Raw genomic sequence first — 16,579 nt, 5'->3', positions numbered from 1 at the left:
CCGCGTAGAAACGGTCGCCTTTTTTGCTGACTCCTTTGCTTTTGATGGAAATTGAAATGACCGACCAGACTACCCGCCTGCCGATCCGCCGCGCTTTGATCAGTGTTTCCGACAAGACCGGTATCCTCGACTTCGCCAAGGAGCTTGAAGCCCTGGGCGTCGAGATCCTCTCCACCGGCGGGACGTTCAAGTTGCTGCGTGACAACGGTGTTGCCGCAGTGGAAGTCGCGGATTACACCGGTTTCGCAGAAATGATGGACGGTCGGGTGAAAACCCTGCACCCGAAAATCCACGGCGGGATCCTCGGTCGTCGCGGTATCGACGACGCCATCATGACCGAGCACGGCATCAAGCCGATCGACCTGGTCGCGGTCAACCTGTACCCGTTCGAAGCCACCATCAACAAGCCAGGCTGTGACCTGCCGACCGCCATCGAGAACATCGACATCGGCGGCCCGACCATGGTCCGTTCGGCAGCCAAAAACCACAAAGACGTGGCCATCGTGGTCAATGCCAGTGATTACGCCAACGTCCTGGAAAGCCTGAAGGCCGGCGGCCTGACCTACGCACAGCGTTTCGACCTGATGCTCAAGGCCTTCGAACACACCGCCGCCTACGACGGCATGATCGCCAATTACATGGGCACCGTGAACCAGGCCGCTGACACCCTCAGCACAGAAGGTCGCAGCGAATTCCCGCGCACTTTCAACAGCCAGTTCGTCAAGGCCCAGGAAATGCGCTACGGCGAGAACCCGCACCAGAGCGCGGCGTTCTACGTTGAAGCCAAGCCTGCGGAAGTCGGCATCGCTACCGCGACCCAACTGCAAGGCAAGGAACTGTCGTACAACAACGTGGCCGACACCGACGCCGCGCTGGAATGCGTGAAGAGCTTCGTCAAGCCGGCCTGCGTGATCGTCAAGCATGCCAACCCGTGCGGCGTGGCCGTGAGCCCGGACGCCGAAGGCGGCATCCGCCAGGCTTACGAACTGGCCTACGCCACAGACACCGAATCGGCATTCGGCGGCATCATTGCGTTCAACCGCGAGCTGGATGCCGAAACCGCCAAGGCCATCGTCGAGCGTCAGTTCGTCGAAGTGATCATCGCCCCGAGCGTCAGCGAAGAAGCCCGTGCCATCGTAGCCGCCAAAGCCAACGTGCGCCTGCTGGCCTGTGGCGAATGGTCGGCTGATCGCGCTGCTGCGTGGGACTACAAACGCGTCAACGGTGGCCTGCTGGTGCAGAGCCGCGACATCGGCATGATCGGCGCCGATGACTTGAAAGTCGTGACCAAGCGCGCTCCGACCGAACAGGAAATCCACGACCTGATCTTCGCCTGGAAAGTGGCCAAGTACGTCAAGTCCAACGCCATCGTCTACGCCAAGAACCGCCAGACCATTGGTGTCGGCGCTGGCCAGATGAGCCGCGTGAACTCCGCCCGTATCGCCGCGATCAAGGCTGAACACGCCGGGTTGCAGGTAGCAGGCTCGGTGATGGCCTCCGACGCCTTTTTCCCGTTCCGCGATGGTCTGGACAATGCGGCCAAGGTCGGCATCACTGCGGTGATCCAGCCGGGCGGCTCGATGCGTGACAACGAAGTGATTGCAGCGGCCGACGAAGCCGGCATCGCCATGGTCTTCACCGGCATGCGCCACTTCCGTCACTGATTGTTGCTCTTGTAGGAGCGAGGCTTGCCCGCGAAGGGGACGCCGCGGTGCAACAGCAATAACGAGGTGATGCCTTCGCGGGCAAGCCTCGCTCCTACAGGTTCGGTGTATGGCAGATGCCGTGTACCGTTCGCCAGGCAGCCGAGGCTGCTCAACAGAATTAGCGTCATCCCGAGGTTTTTGAAATGAATGTTTTGATCATTGGCAGCGGTGGCCGTGAACACGCCCTGGCCTGGAAAGTGGCTCAGGATCCGCGTGTGCAGAAGGTTTTCGTGGCACCTGGCAACGCCGGCACTGCCATTGAAGCCAAGTGCGAGAACGTCGCTATCGACGTGCTGGCTCTCGAGCAGCTGGCCGACTTCGCCGAGAAGAACGTTTCCCTGACCATCGTCGGCCCGGAAGTGCCGCTGGTCGCCGGTGTCGTCGACCTGTTCCGCGCCCGTGGCCTGGATTGCTTCGGCCCGACCGCTGGCGCCGCGCAACTGGAAGGTTCGAAAGCCTTCACCAAGGACTTCCTGGCCCGTCACAAGATTCCGACAGCCGACTACCAGAACTTCACCGAGATCGAGCCAGCCCTCGCTTATCTGCGTGAAAAAGGCGCACCGATCGTGATCAAGGCCGATGGCCTGGCCGCCGGCAAAGGCGTGATCGTGGCCATGACCCTGGTCGAAGCCGAAGACGCCGTGCGTGACATGCTGGCCGGCAATTCATTCGGCGACGCCGGTTCGCGCGTCGTCATCGAAGAGTTTCTGGACGGCGAAGAAGCCAGCTTCATCGTCATGGTCGACGGCAAGAACGTATTGCCAATGGCCACCAGCCAGGACCACAAGCGCGTCGGCGACGGCGACACCGGCCCGAACACCGGCGGCATGGGTGCTTACTCCCCTGCACCGGTCGTCACCAGCGAAGTGCACCAGCGCGTGATGGACCTGGTGATCTGGCCGACCGTGCGCGGCATGGCCGAGGAAGGCAACGTCTACACCGGTTTCCTGTACGCCGGCCTGATGATTGACAAGGCAGGCAACCCGAAAGTCATTGAATTCAATTGCCGCTTCGGCGACCCCGAGACCCAGCCGGTCATGCTGCGTCTGCAGTCGAGCCTGGTGTTGCTGGTCGAAGCTGCCCTGGCGCAAGCCCTGGACAAGGTCGAAGCACAATGGGATCCGCGTCCGAGCGTCGGCATCGTGCTGGCCGCTGGCGGCTATCCTGGTGACTACGCCAAAGGCGCGGCCATCAACGGTCTGGATGCAGCCGCGGCACTGGAAGGCAAAGTCTTCCACGCCGGCACTGCACTCAAGGACGGTCAAGTGGTGACAGCCGGTGGTCGGGTGCTCTGCGCCACTGCCATGGGCGCCAGCGTCGATGCTGCGCAGCAGCAGGCTTATGCGTTAGCGGCCCGGATCGACTGGGAAGGCTGTTTCTATCGCAAGGACATTGGCTACCGCGCCATTGCCCGCGAGCGTGGCGAAAATCAGGAATAAGCCATCCATTCGGCAGGGCAAGGGCTTCAGGCCCTTGCCGGGCTATTCCGGCGCCGCGCATAGTTATATTCTGGCATCAACCTACGAAGGGATTTCGCCGTGCGCTGGCTCAGGATTGCCATAGGTTTCACTGTCACGCTGATGACGCTGCTCTGCATGCTACCGGCCCAGGCCGCGCAAGGCAGTGGCTGGGCGGTATTGCTCGATGAACAGGGCGACCTGCAACTGAGCGACATCCGTTCCGCTCGCTACACCAATCAATTCAGCCCCATCGAACTCGATCACCTCACCGCGGCCGAGCCCGATGGTGCGATGTGGTTGCGTTTCAGGCTTGCGCCCGGCAAGCACGAACAGTTGCTGCGGGTGTTCGCTCCGGACCTGTCCGACCTCGATCTGTTTGTATTGGAAGGCGACAGCCTGATCGAGGAACTGGACAGCGGCGCAGATCAGCCTCGGGCTGAACGGCCACTGCCCAATAGCGACTTCATGTTGCCGCTACCCCAAAGCGACAAACCCCTCGACGTCTACCTGCGCCTGGTGTCCGAACACCAGATGCGGCCTTACATCACCCTGCAGTCGGCCATCATGACCGCGGCCAATCAGAACCAGACCCTGATCTACGGCCTGCTGTTCGGCTGTCTCGGAATGCTGATCCTGCACAACCTGATCCGCTACGCGTACACCCGCTCGCGCAGCTGCCTGTGGCTGTCGGGTTGTGAAGTCTTGTTGATGCTCAGCCTGGTGTTGCTGCTGAACCTCGCGGGCCCATGGTTACCGGACTGGCATGCGATCCAGACGCCTGGGGCTTACCTCGCCCTGCTGCTGACCGCCCCGTGCGGCCTGATGTTCGCCTATCGCTTTTTCGCCCCGCTCGGCCCGCATCCGCTGAACAAACTGTTACTGGGCGACATCGTGGTCATCATCGCCTGCGGCCTGTTGCTGTTGTTCGTCAACACGCTGCCGCTGAATATCATCACCTACGCCCTGGTCGCACTGGCGGGCCTGAGCATGTTGTTCGTCAGCGCCCATCACTGGCAAAAAGGCTATCGTCCCGCACGCCTGTTCGTGGTGGCGATGGTGGTATTCAACGTCGGTACGCTGATTATCCTGCCCGCGCTGCTGGGGCTGACCCTGGTCGAGCCGCAAGGCCTGATCACCGCCCTGCTGGTAATCATCTGCATCAGTGGCCTGCTGATGAGCATCGCCCTGAGCGAACGCCAGCGCAGCATCACCGAAGACCGTTTCAGCCTCAGTCGCGACCTGGCTGCCAGCAACGCCGAGATCAATGCCAAGGCCGAATTCCTGGCAAAAATCAGCCACGAAATCCGCACCCCGATGAATGGCGTGCTGGGCATGACCGAATTGCTACTGGGCACGCCGCTCTCGGTCAAGCAACGCGACTACGTGCAAACCATCCACAGTGCCGGCAACGAACTGCTGACACTGATCAACGAGATCCTCGACATCTCCAAGCTCGAATCCGGGCAGATCGAGCTGGATGACGTCCAGTTCGATCTCAACGCGCTGATCGAAGACTGCTTGAACATCTTCCGCGCCAAGGCCGAACAGCAGAACGTCGAGCTGATCAGCTTCATCCAGCCGCAAGTGCCACGGGTGATCAGCGGTGATCCGACGCGCCTGCGCCAGACCCTGCTGAGCCTGCTGGAAAACGCCCTGAAGAAAACCGATGAAGGCGAAATCCTGATCGTCGTCGCCCTCGACGAGCGCAGCGCCAAGCCACGCTTGCGCATTGCCGTACAGGACAGCGGCGAGCCCATGGACACCGAAGAACGCGACGCGCTGATGCAGGCCGAACTGCACAGCAAAAACTTTCTCTCCGCCCCCCGCGTGGGCGGCAACCTGGGGCTGGTGATCGCCCGCCAGCTGATCCGCTTGATGCACGGGGAGTTCGGCATCAAGAGCGGCAACAGCCAGGGCAGTACCTTGTGGCTGACCTTGCCGCTGGACCCTGACCGCCTCGAACACCCGACCTCCGATCTGGATGGCCCGCTGCAGGGCGCACGGGTGTTGGTGGTGGACGACAACGACACGTGTCGCAAGGTGTTGGTGCAGCAGTGCAGCGCCTGGGGCCTGAACGTCAGCGCCGTACCCTCCGGCAAGGAGGCCCTCGCGCTGTTGCGCACCAAGGCCCACCTGCGCGACTACTTCGACGTGGTCCTGCTCGACCAGAACATGCCCGGCATGACCGGCATGCAACTGGCGGCCAAGATCAAGGAAGACCCAAGCCTCAACCACGACATCCTGCTGATCATGCTCACCGGCATCAGCAATGCGCCGAGCAAGATCATCGCGCGCAATTCCGGGATCAAGCGCATCCTCGCCAAACCGGTGGCCGGCTACACCCTCAAGACGACGCTGGCGGATGAACTGAACCAGCGCGACAAAGGGCTCGTCGCTTCGCATCACCTGCCTCCCGGCCCCACCCTGCCGGTCAAGGTACCCAGCGACTTCCGCATTCTGGTGGCCGAAGACAACAGCATTTCGACCAAGGTGATCCGCGGCATGCTGGGCAAGCTCAACCTGCAACCCGATACCGCCAGCAATGGCGAAGAAGCCTTGGAGGCGATGAAAGCCCAACGTTACGACCTGGTATTGATGGATTGTGAAATGCCGATCCTCGACGGTTTTTCCGCCACCCAGCAATTGCGCGCCTGGGAAGTCGGCAACCAGCGAACCCGCACCCCCGTGGTCGCGTTGACCGCGCACATCCTCGCCGAACACAAGGAACGCGCGCGCCAGGCCGGCATGGACGGGCACATGGCCAAACCGGTCGAGCTGTCGCAGTTGCGCGAACTGATCGAACACTGGGTTGCCCAGCGCGATGAGCAGAACCGCGCAGCGACGCAAACGTCCTGAGCCGACAGACTCCGCAGTGCCTGATAGACTCCCCCTCGACTTCCCTCGCCAGTGAGCTTGCACCATGCTTCACGTGTTGTTCAGCGTTTACCTGAAGATGCTGGTGCTCTACAGCCCGTTCTTCGTATTGTCCTGCTTCATCAGTCTGACCCGCGGTTATTCGCGCAAGGAACAACGTCGGCTGGCCTGGAAAGTGGCGACTGCCACGCTGGTGTCCAGCGTCTTGCTGTACCTGTTCGGCAGGGTGATTTTCAATGTCTTCGGCATCACCGTGGACGCGTTCCGCATCGGTGCCGGCAGCGTGTTGTTCATCTCGGCATTGGGCATGGCTCAGGGCAAGTCGGCCGTGCAGACCGACAACGTGCAGCAAGACGTCACCATCGTTCCGCTGACCATTCCCTTGACGGTCGGCCCCGGCACCATCGGCGCCTTGCTGGTAATGGGCGTGAGCCAGCCGCACTGGGACGACAAGCTAATGGCCATTGTCAGCATTGCCCTGGCCAGTTTCACCGTGGGGGTGGTGCTGTACCTGTCGAACCGGATCGAGCGAATTCTGGGTGATCAGGGGCTGCAGATTGTCAGTCGGTTGATGGGGCTGTTTGTGTGTGCGTTGGCGGCGCAGATTATATTTACCGGGGTGAAAGGGTATCTGGTGCCTTAGCGGCCGCCGACTGAAAGCCAGAGGCCCGTGCCCGACGCCTCTGGCCACTGAACTTCATTTAAACCGGCGAGAACTCCATAAAAATGACCTCTCTGAGATCGTCGAGATACTTGATGCACTCAGCCTCCCGCTTCAAGTCTTCCTCGTGAATACTGAATTGAGCTTTACCTTGATAGATTTGCACCTCGGAACTGTCCCATTCCACAAAAAGAATTTTTGTATTCCCCGCCGATGAGTCATAGCGCAACGTACCCACGACCATCGTCACTTCAGCATCATCGTCCTGTTTGCAAACGGACACTCCGAAGCCTGCGCCGTTGGCTTCAGCCGAATGATGCTCTAGAAGCTTGACGGCTTCAGGTTGTTTCTTTAGCGCTTCAACGGTTTTGTCCGCTACAACTTTCAGCGCATTCGCAGCGGAACCCGCCAGACCACCGACAGCAGAGTGAACAATATCCAGGGCTACATTATCCATTGTAAGCTTTGCGGTGCTGGACTTGTATTCAGTGAACGCGCCGTGATATTCGGTCCAGCCCATGGCAAACATCAATTTCTTGAAACATTCGTAGCGAGCCACCTTGTCTGTTTTACCTGGATATAAAAACCTTGAAGCAATATCGGCATAAGCGTAGGTGTTTTTTACAATGCGCTTGTTACGTCGGCTCATCCCCTCCAGAAAACCAACCACAGCGCTACCCATCACCGCGGCATTCAGCTCATCCCTGTCAATAGGCAGCGTAGCCGCCAGGCGCACACGAGCTTTCGGACCGACAAGCTGAAGTTTGGCCCGGCACTGTTCAAGACACTCATCGAAATAAGCACTCGCTTCCACTTCATTCATTTTGTTCATTTAAATAAATCCTTTCATTTAAATATATATATGACAGCCTGAATTAGCTCTCCACTAAAATCTATCGCACACAGCAAAATCCTTCAACACCATCAGCGATAGAAAAAAAGACCCACACAACAACTTTAGGCGCAGTGTCACGAGAGCAATAAGAAAAAGCCACAGCAACTTGTAGGAGCGAGCTTGCTCCTACAATTCAGGTGTCAGGCGTTGGGTTTTTCTCCGTACCAGCGCGGGGTGTATACCCACTCACCGCCACCCGGACGTTCAAATACGCAGGTAGTGGACGATCCCACCAGGACCATGGTGCGCATATCCACCTGGTCCGGGGTCAACTGGCCAAGCGTCGTCACTCGCAGCGTTTGTCCAGGACGACCGATGTCGCGCCCCAGGACCACCGGCGTCTGAGGCGTACGATGTCGAGCGACGATTTCCAGTGCCCGGCCAAGCTGCCATGGGCGGGAACGGGAAATCGGGTTGTAGAACGCCAGAGCCAGGTCAGCCTGCGAGGCCAGATCGAGGCGTTTCTCGATAATGCCCCATGGCTTGAGGTTGTCAGACAGCGACAGCACACAGAAGTCATGACCCAAGGGTGCACCAGCCTGGGCGGCTGTTGCCAGGGACGCGGAAACGCCCGGCAAGATGTCCAGATCAACGTTATGCCACGCAGGATCGGTGGATTCGTGTAGCGCTTCCAGCACCGCCGCAGCCATGGCAAAAACACCCGGATCGCCCGATGAAACCACTACTACCGAACGCCCTTGCGCCGCCAGCGCGAAAGCGTGACGCGCACGCTGCATCTCTTCACGATTATCGGTGCAGTGCATCACTTGGTCGGCACGGAAGGGGCCGGCCATGCGCACATAGGTTTCGTAACCCAGCACGTCATTGGCCCGAGCCAGTTCCGCCTTGACCGCCGGGACCATCAGTTCGGCAGCGCCAGGCCCCAGCCCGATCACCGCCAGTCGGCCGCGGCGACGGCCAATGACCGAGGGATCCAAAGGTTTCCCGGCTACCGCGATGGCAATAGCCTCATCACCCAGGATTAATACAGGCAGCTCGATGGCATTGCTTGCCAGCGCGCTGAGCGCACCGACAGCGTCGGCAAAGCGCAATGGCACGCCCAGCTCAAGTGCCGCTTCATGCAGCAACGGGCTGGCCATTTCGGTATCGGCAGCCAGCAGACACGCCACTGATTGCACGGCGATTTTTGCCCGATGCAAGGCGTCACGAACCGCGCCGGGAACACTGACGGCGTGGGCGCTCAGCGCCACCACAACGTTACGCGGATAGATCAGCAGCTCGTTGGCCGCAGGCTCACGTTCGGCATGACCGACATGCACGGCCAGCCGTGCTCGCGGATTTTCAGGCAACTGTGCCTGGGCCAACCAGGGGGCCGCACCCTCGATACGAACCGTTTCGCCCGCCAGCAAATCGGCAACGAAGCGTTTGCCCAGTTCCAGATCGCCAAGGGCATAACCGCTGGGCGGATTGAGCAGACAGGTGCCAAAACGCAATTCACCACTGGTGGTGATGGCTGCCGCCACGTCCAGCACAGCAGCAATTTCTCGCGCCAGGACATTCACACCGCCCAAACCACCGAGCAATGGCACCACTGCGCTGCCGTCTTCGGCAACGGCCAGCACCGGCGGCTCAGCGCCCTTTTCAAGCAGCAGCGGCGCCAGGGTGCGGATCACGATGCCGGCTGCGCACAGGGCAATGATGGGCGTGTCCTGCTGATAGAGTTCGCGCAGGGTGCTGCCAAATTCGTGATAGACACGATCCGCACCCTCGACCCGTTCGGCCAGACCGTGGATCAACGCGCCGGGGTAAGCCTGCTGGATTTTACGCGCGGTCGCGAGGCTGCCATTGCCGAGAATGACAATCGCCGGAGCTGGACGAGTCATCAGCCTTGCCACCTTTCACCAGGGACGATGATCAGCGAGAAGTACGGTGACGACATCGGCTCGACCTGATCCAGCGGCACGATCTTCTGATTGGCCATGGTCGCGCGTTCGACGTACAGCGCACGTTCGGCCAAGCCGAGTTCTTCCAATACCTGACGGACTTTCGGGAAGTTGCGCCCCAGTTTCATGATCACCGCCGCATCGGCATCCGCCAGACGTCGCTTGAGATCATCGTGAGGCAACACGCCGGACAGCACCGACAGGCTCTGATTACGATAGACCAACGGCGCACCGAGTACCGAGGCACCGCCAAGCATCGAACAGACACCCGGCACGACTTCGGCTTCGTAACGCTCGGCCAGGCGATCGTGCAGGTACATGTAGGAGCCGTAGAAAAACGGGTCACCTTCACAGATCACCGCCACGTCACGGCCGGCATCGAGATGCGCGGCCAGCGCCTGGCCAGCCGTATCGTAGAAATCGCTGATCACTTGTTCATAAGACAGCGGCGCCGGTAACGCTTCGGTGGTCACCGGATACACCAGGGGCACCAAGGTTTGAGCGTCCTGCAGATGCGCTTCGATAATCCCGAAGGCGTTGCCCTTCTTGCCCTTGGCGACGAAGTACGCCACCACGGGCGATTCGCGCAGCAGACGCAGGGCTTTGACAGTAATCAACTCCGGATCACCGGGGCCGACGCCAAGGCCGATCAACCGTCCAGGTGTCTGCATCATTCGATCTCCGTGGCGAGGGCATTGACGGCGGCGGCGGCCATGGCGCTACCGCCCAGCCGGCCTTGCATGATGACAAAAGGCACACCGCGACTGTCCGCCGCCAGCGCGGCCTTGGATTCGGCGGCGCCGACGAAGCCCACTGGGAAGCCCAGGATCAGCGCGGGTTTCGGGGCGCCAGCGTCGAGCATTTCCAACAGATAAAACAGCGCGGTCGGTGCGTTGCCGATCACCACTACGCTGCCCTCCAGGTGCGGTCGCCACAGTTCGAGCGCGGCGGCGGATCGGGTGTTACCCAACTCGCGCGCCAGCTCGGGAACGCTGTCATCGCGCAGGGTGCAGATGACCTGGTTATTCGCTGGCAACCGGGTGCGGGTCACGCCTTCGGACACCATCCGCGCATCACACAGAATCGGTGCGCCGGCGGCCAGCGCCTCACGTCCGGCCTTGCCTGCGCCTTCGGAGAACTGCAGCCCGTCTATCGCATCGACCATGCCGCAGGCGTGGATCACTCGCACCGCGAGTTTTTCCAGATCGGCCGGTATCCGGTGGAGATTGGCCTCGGCGCGAATAATCGCGAAGGAATTGCGATAGATCTCCTGACCATCGCGAATGTAATCAAGCATCAAGGGGGCTCCGTAAACGGGCGTCGAGCAAGGCGCCGACCGCTTCAATAGTAAGGTTGCGTGCGTGCAAGGCGCCGAAACCCGGCTGCCGTGCATCGCGAAAATAGAGGTCGTAGTGACCGGGGCCGACAGCCAGCAGAGTGACCGGAGCAACATGCGCCGCAGCACAGGAGCGCGAGCACCCGGACAGGTGAACACTCAAGGCTTGACCCTGGTCTTGCAGCAGAGCCGCCAGTTGCAGGGCATCGCCCTTGGTGTCGGCCAGGCCTTTGCCGCATCCTGTCGAACCGGTACAGGCGATCAACCGCGACAAGGCTTGATCGGCTTCGCACAACAGGCCCAACAGATGCAGGCGGCGGATGACTTCGGCGGCGTTCTCGCTGCGAATGTTCGGTAACAGCAGGCTTTGCCATGGGGTGAACCGCAGCGTTGCATCACCGTATTCCTGCGCCAGTCGGGCGGCGCCTCGGAGCATGGCGCAATCGAGCCGGCCCAGCGGCGGCACGGCGCCGACATAGACATGATCGGCTTGCGCCTGCGGATGCGCGCCAATGTGCAGCACGTTTGAATTCAATGAACGCTGCCAGTTTGCAACAGGTTCGAAGGACACCCGCTCGGCCAGTCGAGCGAGGAACCCGGCGGCCGGAACGCTGATCAGCAAATGGCGCATCCGCGTTTGATCGGGATCCGCCAGTTCCAGGAACAATTCAAGCACCGCGACCACCAGAGCATGGCCATCGTCGAGTGCAACAGAGCCCGCCGGTCGATCGGTGGGACATCCCGCCAGACCGAACGCCAACCGCCGCTCGCCCTCACGCTCTACAGCGGACAACCACAAATCATGGGGATGCTCGAGCATCGCCAAGCCTTCGCCGCCATCGAGTTGCACCGCGAATTTGGCGCTGAGGTCGTGAAAGCGTGCATGCCCTTGCACGGTGCCGAGGATCCGCCGGGCCAGGTCACGTGTATCGAACAGCATCTGTCGATCGATTCCTGCGCTCGGACTCAACATCAGATTACGCACATCGTCGCCCGCCGCATTCGAGGGGCCGAGGCCCGCGGCGAGCAGACTCTCGATCAACGCGGCCTGCTCATCGGCGATGCCGCGAATCTGCAGGTTGGCGCGGTTGGTGGCCTCGATCACTGAGCGGCCATAACGCTGCGCCCCCTCGGCAACGGCATTGGCCTGCGCTGCACTGATGACGCCGCCTGCGAGTTTTATCCGGCAGATGCCACCATCTCTGGCCTGTACGATACGCAGCAACCCCGGACAAGCCGAGGGGCGTAAAGCGCGGGATACAGGGAGTTCGTTCAAAGGGATGACCGGATCAAGAGTAGAAGCACCTCCTGACGGAGGCGAGCCGTATTATGCCTGCTTTACCGCGCGGCATCATAAGTCCGCGTGTCGCAAATGCTTGTGCCCCCAGTCAATCATGCAGCCTCCTTCACAGACGCTCCTGATAGAACTCGAATATGGCGTCAGCGATCCGACCGAGCCGGTCACTCAACTGTGTTCGGACTTTTTCAAACTTCACTCTGTTCAGGGTGAAAGATGCAGCTCGATGCGTGAGCGTCACGTCGCCCTCGTTCCAGTCCCAAAACAGAAAATTTTCTCGTTGGGATCGAGCCTTCAACGAAAAATCATTCAGATCCAGTGACAACCGCCCCTGCTCGTCATATTCAGCGGGGGCAATCGCAAACTCCCGGCCACGCCGACTTTCTGTGGACAATGACCTCAGCATTGAACTATTTACCGATAGTGCTTCAAACATATCCTTTGTTACTTTCGCCATCTGACTGTTAACTGCCGCAATCTTATTCAAATAAGCCTGACTTACCCTGCCTGAAAAGTTGTTATAACTTTGCTCGACGACCCGTTGTTCATCGACTTCCCAGCCCATGTCCCATAGCACGACGGCAAACAAGGAAAACCAGCCCTGTGCGTCTGTTTCGCGATTGCGCTCCTGGCTTGCATACCACTGGGCATACCGCACGCTTGAGTTGACGTCTCGCCTGTCCTGTCGAGTCATGCCCCTTGCCGTACTGATCAGGTTACCTCCCAGGAGCGATCCGGCAGCCGCCCGTTGATCCAGCAAGGCACGACCTTGAACGGCCTTTGCCGTTCTTGCTGAAAAATCACGTTCAAACACTTCGGAATAAGCTGCCAAGTCCAGGCCTGCTATTCTTTTGAGATCCATAGTTCATCCGCTTTACTATTAATAGTTCCTTCCATAAAAACCAGACTATACAACTTCAGAACCACCCACCACTGACCAGGGCAGTCAACTTCAAACATTCCATTACTCGAATTGACTTGCGCCGCGTTATCATGTGCCGCTTTATGCAGATGAATAGAGAATACAGATGGCACGCTGGTTGACCGTGACAGGTATAGGTGAGGACGGCTTCACGGGTTTGGGCAAGGCTGCCCGGCATGCGTTGCTGGCCGCGTCGACGATCTTCGGCAGCCAACGACAGTTGGACCTGTTGCCGCGCTGCATCCGCGGGGAGCGCCACACCTGGCCCAGTCCCTTCTCCCTCGATGCGTTGCTGGCCATGCGAGGCGAGCCGGTTTGCGTGCTGGCCAGTGGCGATCCGATGTTCTTCGGCGTCGGCGCCAGCCTCGCTCGGCAATTGCCGAGCAATGAAATGTTGATCTTGCCGGCCTCCTCTTCCTGCTCCCTGGCCGCGGCGCGAATGGGCTGGCCATTGCAGGATGTGGTCACGCTGTCGGTGGTCGCCCGTCCTATCGCCGCGCTCAACGCACAATTATTCAGCGGTGTTCGCCTGCTGGTACTGAGCAACGACGGCCAAAGCCCTGCCGCGATCGCCGCGTTGTTGCGCGAGCGCGGGTTCGGGCCGAGTCGCCTGAGCGTACTGGAACATCTGGGTGGTGAAGCCGAACGACGCATCGACGGTGTCGCCAACGACTGGACCGATCCACAAGTCGCCGACTTGAACCTGATCGCCATCGAATGCATCGCCGAATCAAATACGCCGCGCCTGTCGCGACTGGCCGGCCTGCCGGACTCAGCGTTCAAGCACGACGGTCAATTGACCAAGCGCGACGTACGCGCCATCACCCTCACCCGTCTCGCCCCGGTTCCCGGCGAACTGTTGTGGGATGTCGGCGCCGGCAGCGGCTCGATAGGCATCGAGTGGATGCGCGCTCACCCCGGTTGTCGGGCACTGGCGATTGAAGCCGATGAAGGACGCCAGCAATTGATCGAGCACAACCGCGATGCCCTAGGTGTACCCGGCCTGCAATTGATTCGCGGCAGTGCGCCGCAAGCGCTGGATGGGCTCGAACGCCCGGATGCGATTTTCATTGGCGGAGGCGTGACCCGCGACGGCGTGCTGGACACTTGTTGGGCCCGGTTGAAACCTGGCGGTCGACTGATCGCCAACGCGGTCACGCTGCAGAGCGAGATGACCCTCATGGCCTGGCGCGAGCAGCACGGCGGAGAGCTGACACGAATTCATATCGCCCAGGCGCAGCCGTTGGGCGACTTCGACACCTGGCGCCAGGCGTTGCCGATCACCCTGCTGGACGTGGTCAAGCCCTTCGATGCGTGACGAAACCGCCGAACAGCCCGCCCCGCTGCGCAGCGGCCTGACCACCGGCAGCTGCGCTACCGCCACTAGCCTCGCGGCGGCTCGCCTGCTGCTCTGCGGAGTGAGCGCAGATGCGGTGCAGATCGTTTTGCCCAAAGGCAAGCAGGTACAGATGCGCCTGGAATTCTGTCGGCTGCTGGATGAGGGCGCCGAAGCCGGAACCCTCAAGGACGCCGGGGACGATCCGGACGTCACCCACGGCGCCCTGCTCTATTCGCAGGTACGCCTCGATGCCGCGCCGGGTATTCGCTTCAAGGCCGGCCGTGGCGTCGGTACCGTCACCCGGCCAGGCCTGGTGCTGGGCGTCGGCGAGCCGGCGATCAATCCGGTGCCACGCAAGATGATCAGCGACCACCTGACCCAGCTCGCCGAGGAACTCGATTATCGCGGCGGTTTCGAGGTCACGGTAAACGTCGAGGGCGGCGAGGCGCTGGCGTTGAAAACCATGAACCCGCGCCTGGGCATTCTGGGCGGTCTGTCGATTCTCGGCACCAGCGGCATCGTCCGGCCCTTCTCCTGCGCCGCCTACATTGCCTCGATCCATCAGGGTATCGATGTGGCCAAAACCAACGGCTACCTGCATATCGCGGCGTGCACCGGCAATGCCAGCGAAGACACCATGCGCCGGGTCTATGACCTGCCGGAAATCGCCCTGATCGAAATGGGCGACTTCGTTGGCGCAGTGCTCAAGCACCTGCGCAAGGTGCCGGTGGCCAAGCTCAGCCTGTGCGGCGGGTTCGGCAAGATCAGCAAGCTGGCGGCCGGACACATGGATTTGCACAGTCGGCACTCAAGCATCGACCTGCCGCAGTTGGCCGAGTGGGCTGCTGCCATCGGCGCCGATGAGGCATTGCAGCAAGCGATCCGGGAAGCCAACACCAGCCAGCAAGCCATGGCCATGGCCAGCGCCGCCGGGATCGGCCTCGGCGACGCGGTCTGCCAGCACGCCCTGGACTTTGCCCGCAGCGTCGTACCGGCGCAGGTTCAGGTCGAAGTATTTGCCATCGATCGCCAGGGCGGGATAGTCGGCCACGCAGGAGCATTCCAATGAAACGCATTCTGTTGCTGGGCGGTGTGACGGAGGCCCTGGCCATCGCCCGAACCCTTGGGCCGGAACACATCTACAGCCTGGCCGGGGTCGGTCGCGTACCGACTGATCTGACCTGCCAGGTTCGCGTCGGCGGCTATGGTGGCGCCGACGGGCTGGCGCAGTTCATCCGCGCTGAAGGGATCGATCTGTTGCTGGATGCGACTCACCCCTACGCCGCACAAATCAGTCAGAACGCGGCGACCGCCGCTTGTTCAAGCGGTATTCCCTGCTGGGCGCTGAGGCGTCCAGCCTGGCAACCACAAGCGAGGGACGACTGGCGTGAAGTCAGCGACTGGGCCGAACTGATCCAGGCACTCAAACCTTTCCGGCGACCGCTGTTCACCCTCGGCCGCGAACCCTTGCAGCACCTGGATGAAATTCCGCTGGAGCAATTCTGGACCTTGCGTGCGCTGGAGGTTTATCCGGGCAACGAGCGCTGCGAAGTGATCGGCGCCCGTGGACCGTTCCTGATCGAGGGTGAGCGCGAGCTGTTTGAACGTCGCCAGATTGATGTGCTGATCAGCAAGAACAGCGGCAGCACGGCCACCGAGCCGAAGCTGGAAGTGGCGCGGGAGCGCGGGGTGCCGGTGATTGTTCTGAAGCGGCCGGTGTTGCCGGGGGTTGATCGGGAGCTATTGACGCTTGAAGAAACACTTAACGCGTTGGCGACTTGCACCCAGTGAGGCAAATTAACGGCTTGCATGAACAGTAACCTATTTGTTACCTTCAGGGCCGCCTGTGATCATACTTGAAGAATATTTGCTGGAAAACGAAACAAGCCCCTTCAAACGCTGGCTTTCCACCCTGGATGTGCAGGCAGCGCTCAAGGTATCCAGCGCGCTGGTCCGATTGGAGCTAGGGAACACATCAAATATCAAGTGGTTCGATGGCCTTGGCGAATATCGAATAAATTGGGGGCCAGGTTACAGAATCTACCTGGTGCAAGAGGGGAAACGCCTGATCATTCTTTTTGGTGGAGGCGATAAGTCCACTCAAAAATCCGATATCAAGCGGGCAAAAACACTCATAGCCGAATTTCGAACCCGAAAAAAAGCCGAACGAAACCGGAGATAAGTC

14 protein-coding genes are annotated in these 16,579 nt (G+C 60.6%); 8 read left to right on the top strand and 6 right to left on the bottom strand.

Annotated features, from left to right (window positions below):
* Positions 1 to 56: 56 nt before the first annotated feature.
* From purH to PMA3_RS02520, 4 genes are all read left to right on the top strand, one after another.
* Positions 57 to 1,664 (top strand): bifunctional phosphoribosylaminoimidazolecarboxamide formyltransferase/IMP cyclohydrolase, encoded by a 1,608-nt coding sequence (gene purH, locus PMA3_RS02535; protein ID WP_064675699.1) that lies wholly within the window; start codon positions 57 to 59, stop codon positions 1,662 to 1,664.
* Between the two features lie 185 nt (positions 1,665 to 1,849).
* A complete protein-coding gene (purD, locus tag PMA3_RS02530) occupies positions 1,850 to 3,145 on the top strand; it encodes a phosphoribosylamine--glycine ligase (RefSeq protein WP_064675698.1) in 1,296 nt (431 codons plus the stop codon).
* Between the two features lie 99 nt (positions 3,146 to 3,244).
* On the top strand, positions 3,245 to 6,022 hold the full coding sequence (locus tag PMA3_RS02525; protein ID WP_064675697.1) for a hybrid sensor histidine kinase/response regulator: 2,778 nt from the start codon (positions 3,245 to 3,247) through the stop codon (positions 6,020 to 6,022).
* Between the two features lie 64 nt (positions 6,023 to 6,086).
* On the top strand, positions 6,087 to 6,683 hold the full coding sequence (locus tag PMA3_RS02520; RefSeq protein ID WP_064675696.1) for a MarC family protein: 597 nt from the start codon (positions 6,087 to 6,089) through the stop codon (positions 6,681 to 6,683).
* Positions 6,684 to 6,741: 58 nt separating this feature from the next.
* Here PMA3_RS02520 and PMA3_RS02515 read toward each other — a convergent pair whose 3' ends face one another.
* The 6 genes from PMA3_RS02515 to PMA3_RS02490 form a co-directional block, all read right to left on the bottom strand.
* Positions 6,742 to 7,533 (bottom strand): hypothetical protein, encoded by a 792-nt coding sequence (locus PMA3_RS02515; RefSeq protein ID WP_064675695.1) that lies wholly within the window; start codon positions 7,531 to 7,533, stop codon positions 6,742 to 6,744.
* Positions 7,534 to 7,736: 203 nt separating this feature from the next.
* Positions 7,737 to 9,440, bottom strand: a complete 1,704-nt coding sequence (cobJ, locus tag PMA3_RS02510) for a precorrin-3B C(17)-methyltransferase (protein WP_064675694.1) — start codon at positions 9,438 to 9,440, stop codon at positions 7,737 to 7,739.
* Positions 9,440 to 10,174, bottom strand: a complete 735-nt coding sequence (locus tag PMA3_RS02505) for a precorrin-2 C(20)-methyltransferase (protein ID WP_405047570.1) — start codon at positions 10,172 to 10,174, stop codon at positions 9,440 to 9,442. The genes cobJ and PMA3_RS02505 overlap by 1 nt, the downstream gene beginning before the upstream one ends.
* A complete protein-coding gene (locus PMA3_RS02500; protein ID WP_064675692.1) occupies positions 10,171 to 10,797 on the bottom strand; it encodes a precorrin-8X methylmutase in 627 nt (208 codons plus the stop codon). The genes PMA3_RS02505 and PMA3_RS02500 overlap by 4 nt, the downstream gene beginning before the upstream one ends.
* Positions 10,790 to 12,112 carry a precorrin-3B synthase gene (cobG, locus tag PMA3_RS02495; protein WP_064675691.1) on the bottom strand — a complete coding sequence of 441 codons (1,323 nt, stop codon included), beginning with the start codon at positions 12,110 to 12,112 and terminating at the stop codon, positions 10,790 to 10,792. Before cobG ends, PMA3_RS02500 begins: the two co-directional genes overlap by 8 nt.
* 130 nt (positions 12,113 to 12,242) lie before the next feature.
* The gene (locus PMA3_RS02490; RefSeq protein ID WP_064675690.1) at positions 12,243 to 12,995 is read right to left on the bottom strand and encodes a hypothetical protein; all 753 of its coding nucleotides are present in this window, start codon (positions 12,993 to 12,995) and stop codon (positions 12,243 to 12,245) included.
* 166 nt (positions 12,996 to 13,161) lie between these two features.
* Here PMA3_RS02490 and PMA3_RS02485 point away from each other — a divergent pair, with 166 nt between their 5' ends.
* The 4 genes from PMA3_RS02485 to PMA3_RS02470 are packed head-to-tail and all read left to right on the top strand — an operon-like array spanning position 13,162 to position 16,576.
* Entirely contained in the window at positions 13,162 to 14,373 is a 1,212-nt protein-coding gene (locus PMA3_RS02485) for a bifunctional cobalt-precorrin-7 (C(5))-methyltransferase/cobalt-precorrin-6B (C(15))-methyltransferase (protein ID WP_064675689.1), read from the top strand.
* Positions 14,366 to 15,463, top strand: a complete 1,098-nt coding sequence (locus tag PMA3_RS02480) for a cobalt-precorrin-5B (C(1))-methyltransferase (protein WP_064675688.1) — start codon at positions 14,366 to 14,368, stop codon at positions 15,461 to 15,463. The genes PMA3_RS02485 and PMA3_RS02480 overlap by 8 nt, the downstream gene beginning before the upstream one ends.
* Entirely contained in the window at positions 15,460 to 16,185 is a 726-nt protein-coding gene (locus PMA3_RS02475; protein ID WP_064675687.1) for a cobalt-precorrin-6A reductase, read from the top strand. The genes PMA3_RS02480 and PMA3_RS02475 overlap by 4 nt, the downstream gene beginning before the upstream one ends.
* Positions 16,186 to 16,240: 55 nt before the next feature.
* Positions 16,241 to 16,576, top strand: coding sequence for a type II toxin-antitoxin system RelE/ParE family toxin (locus PMA3_RS02470; protein ID WP_064675686.1), 336 nt, complete (start codon positions 16,241 to 16,243; stop codon positions 16,574 to 16,576).
* Positions 16,577 to 16,579 lie beyond the last annotated feature (3 nt).

Source organism: Pseudomonas silesiensis (assembly GCF_001661075.1).
Lineage (GTDB): Bacteria > Pseudomonadota > Gammaproteobacteria > Pseudomonadales > Pseudomonadaceae > Aquipseudomonas > Aquipseudomonas silesiensis.
This window is presented reverse-complemented; position numbering and strand designations above follow the sequence as displayed.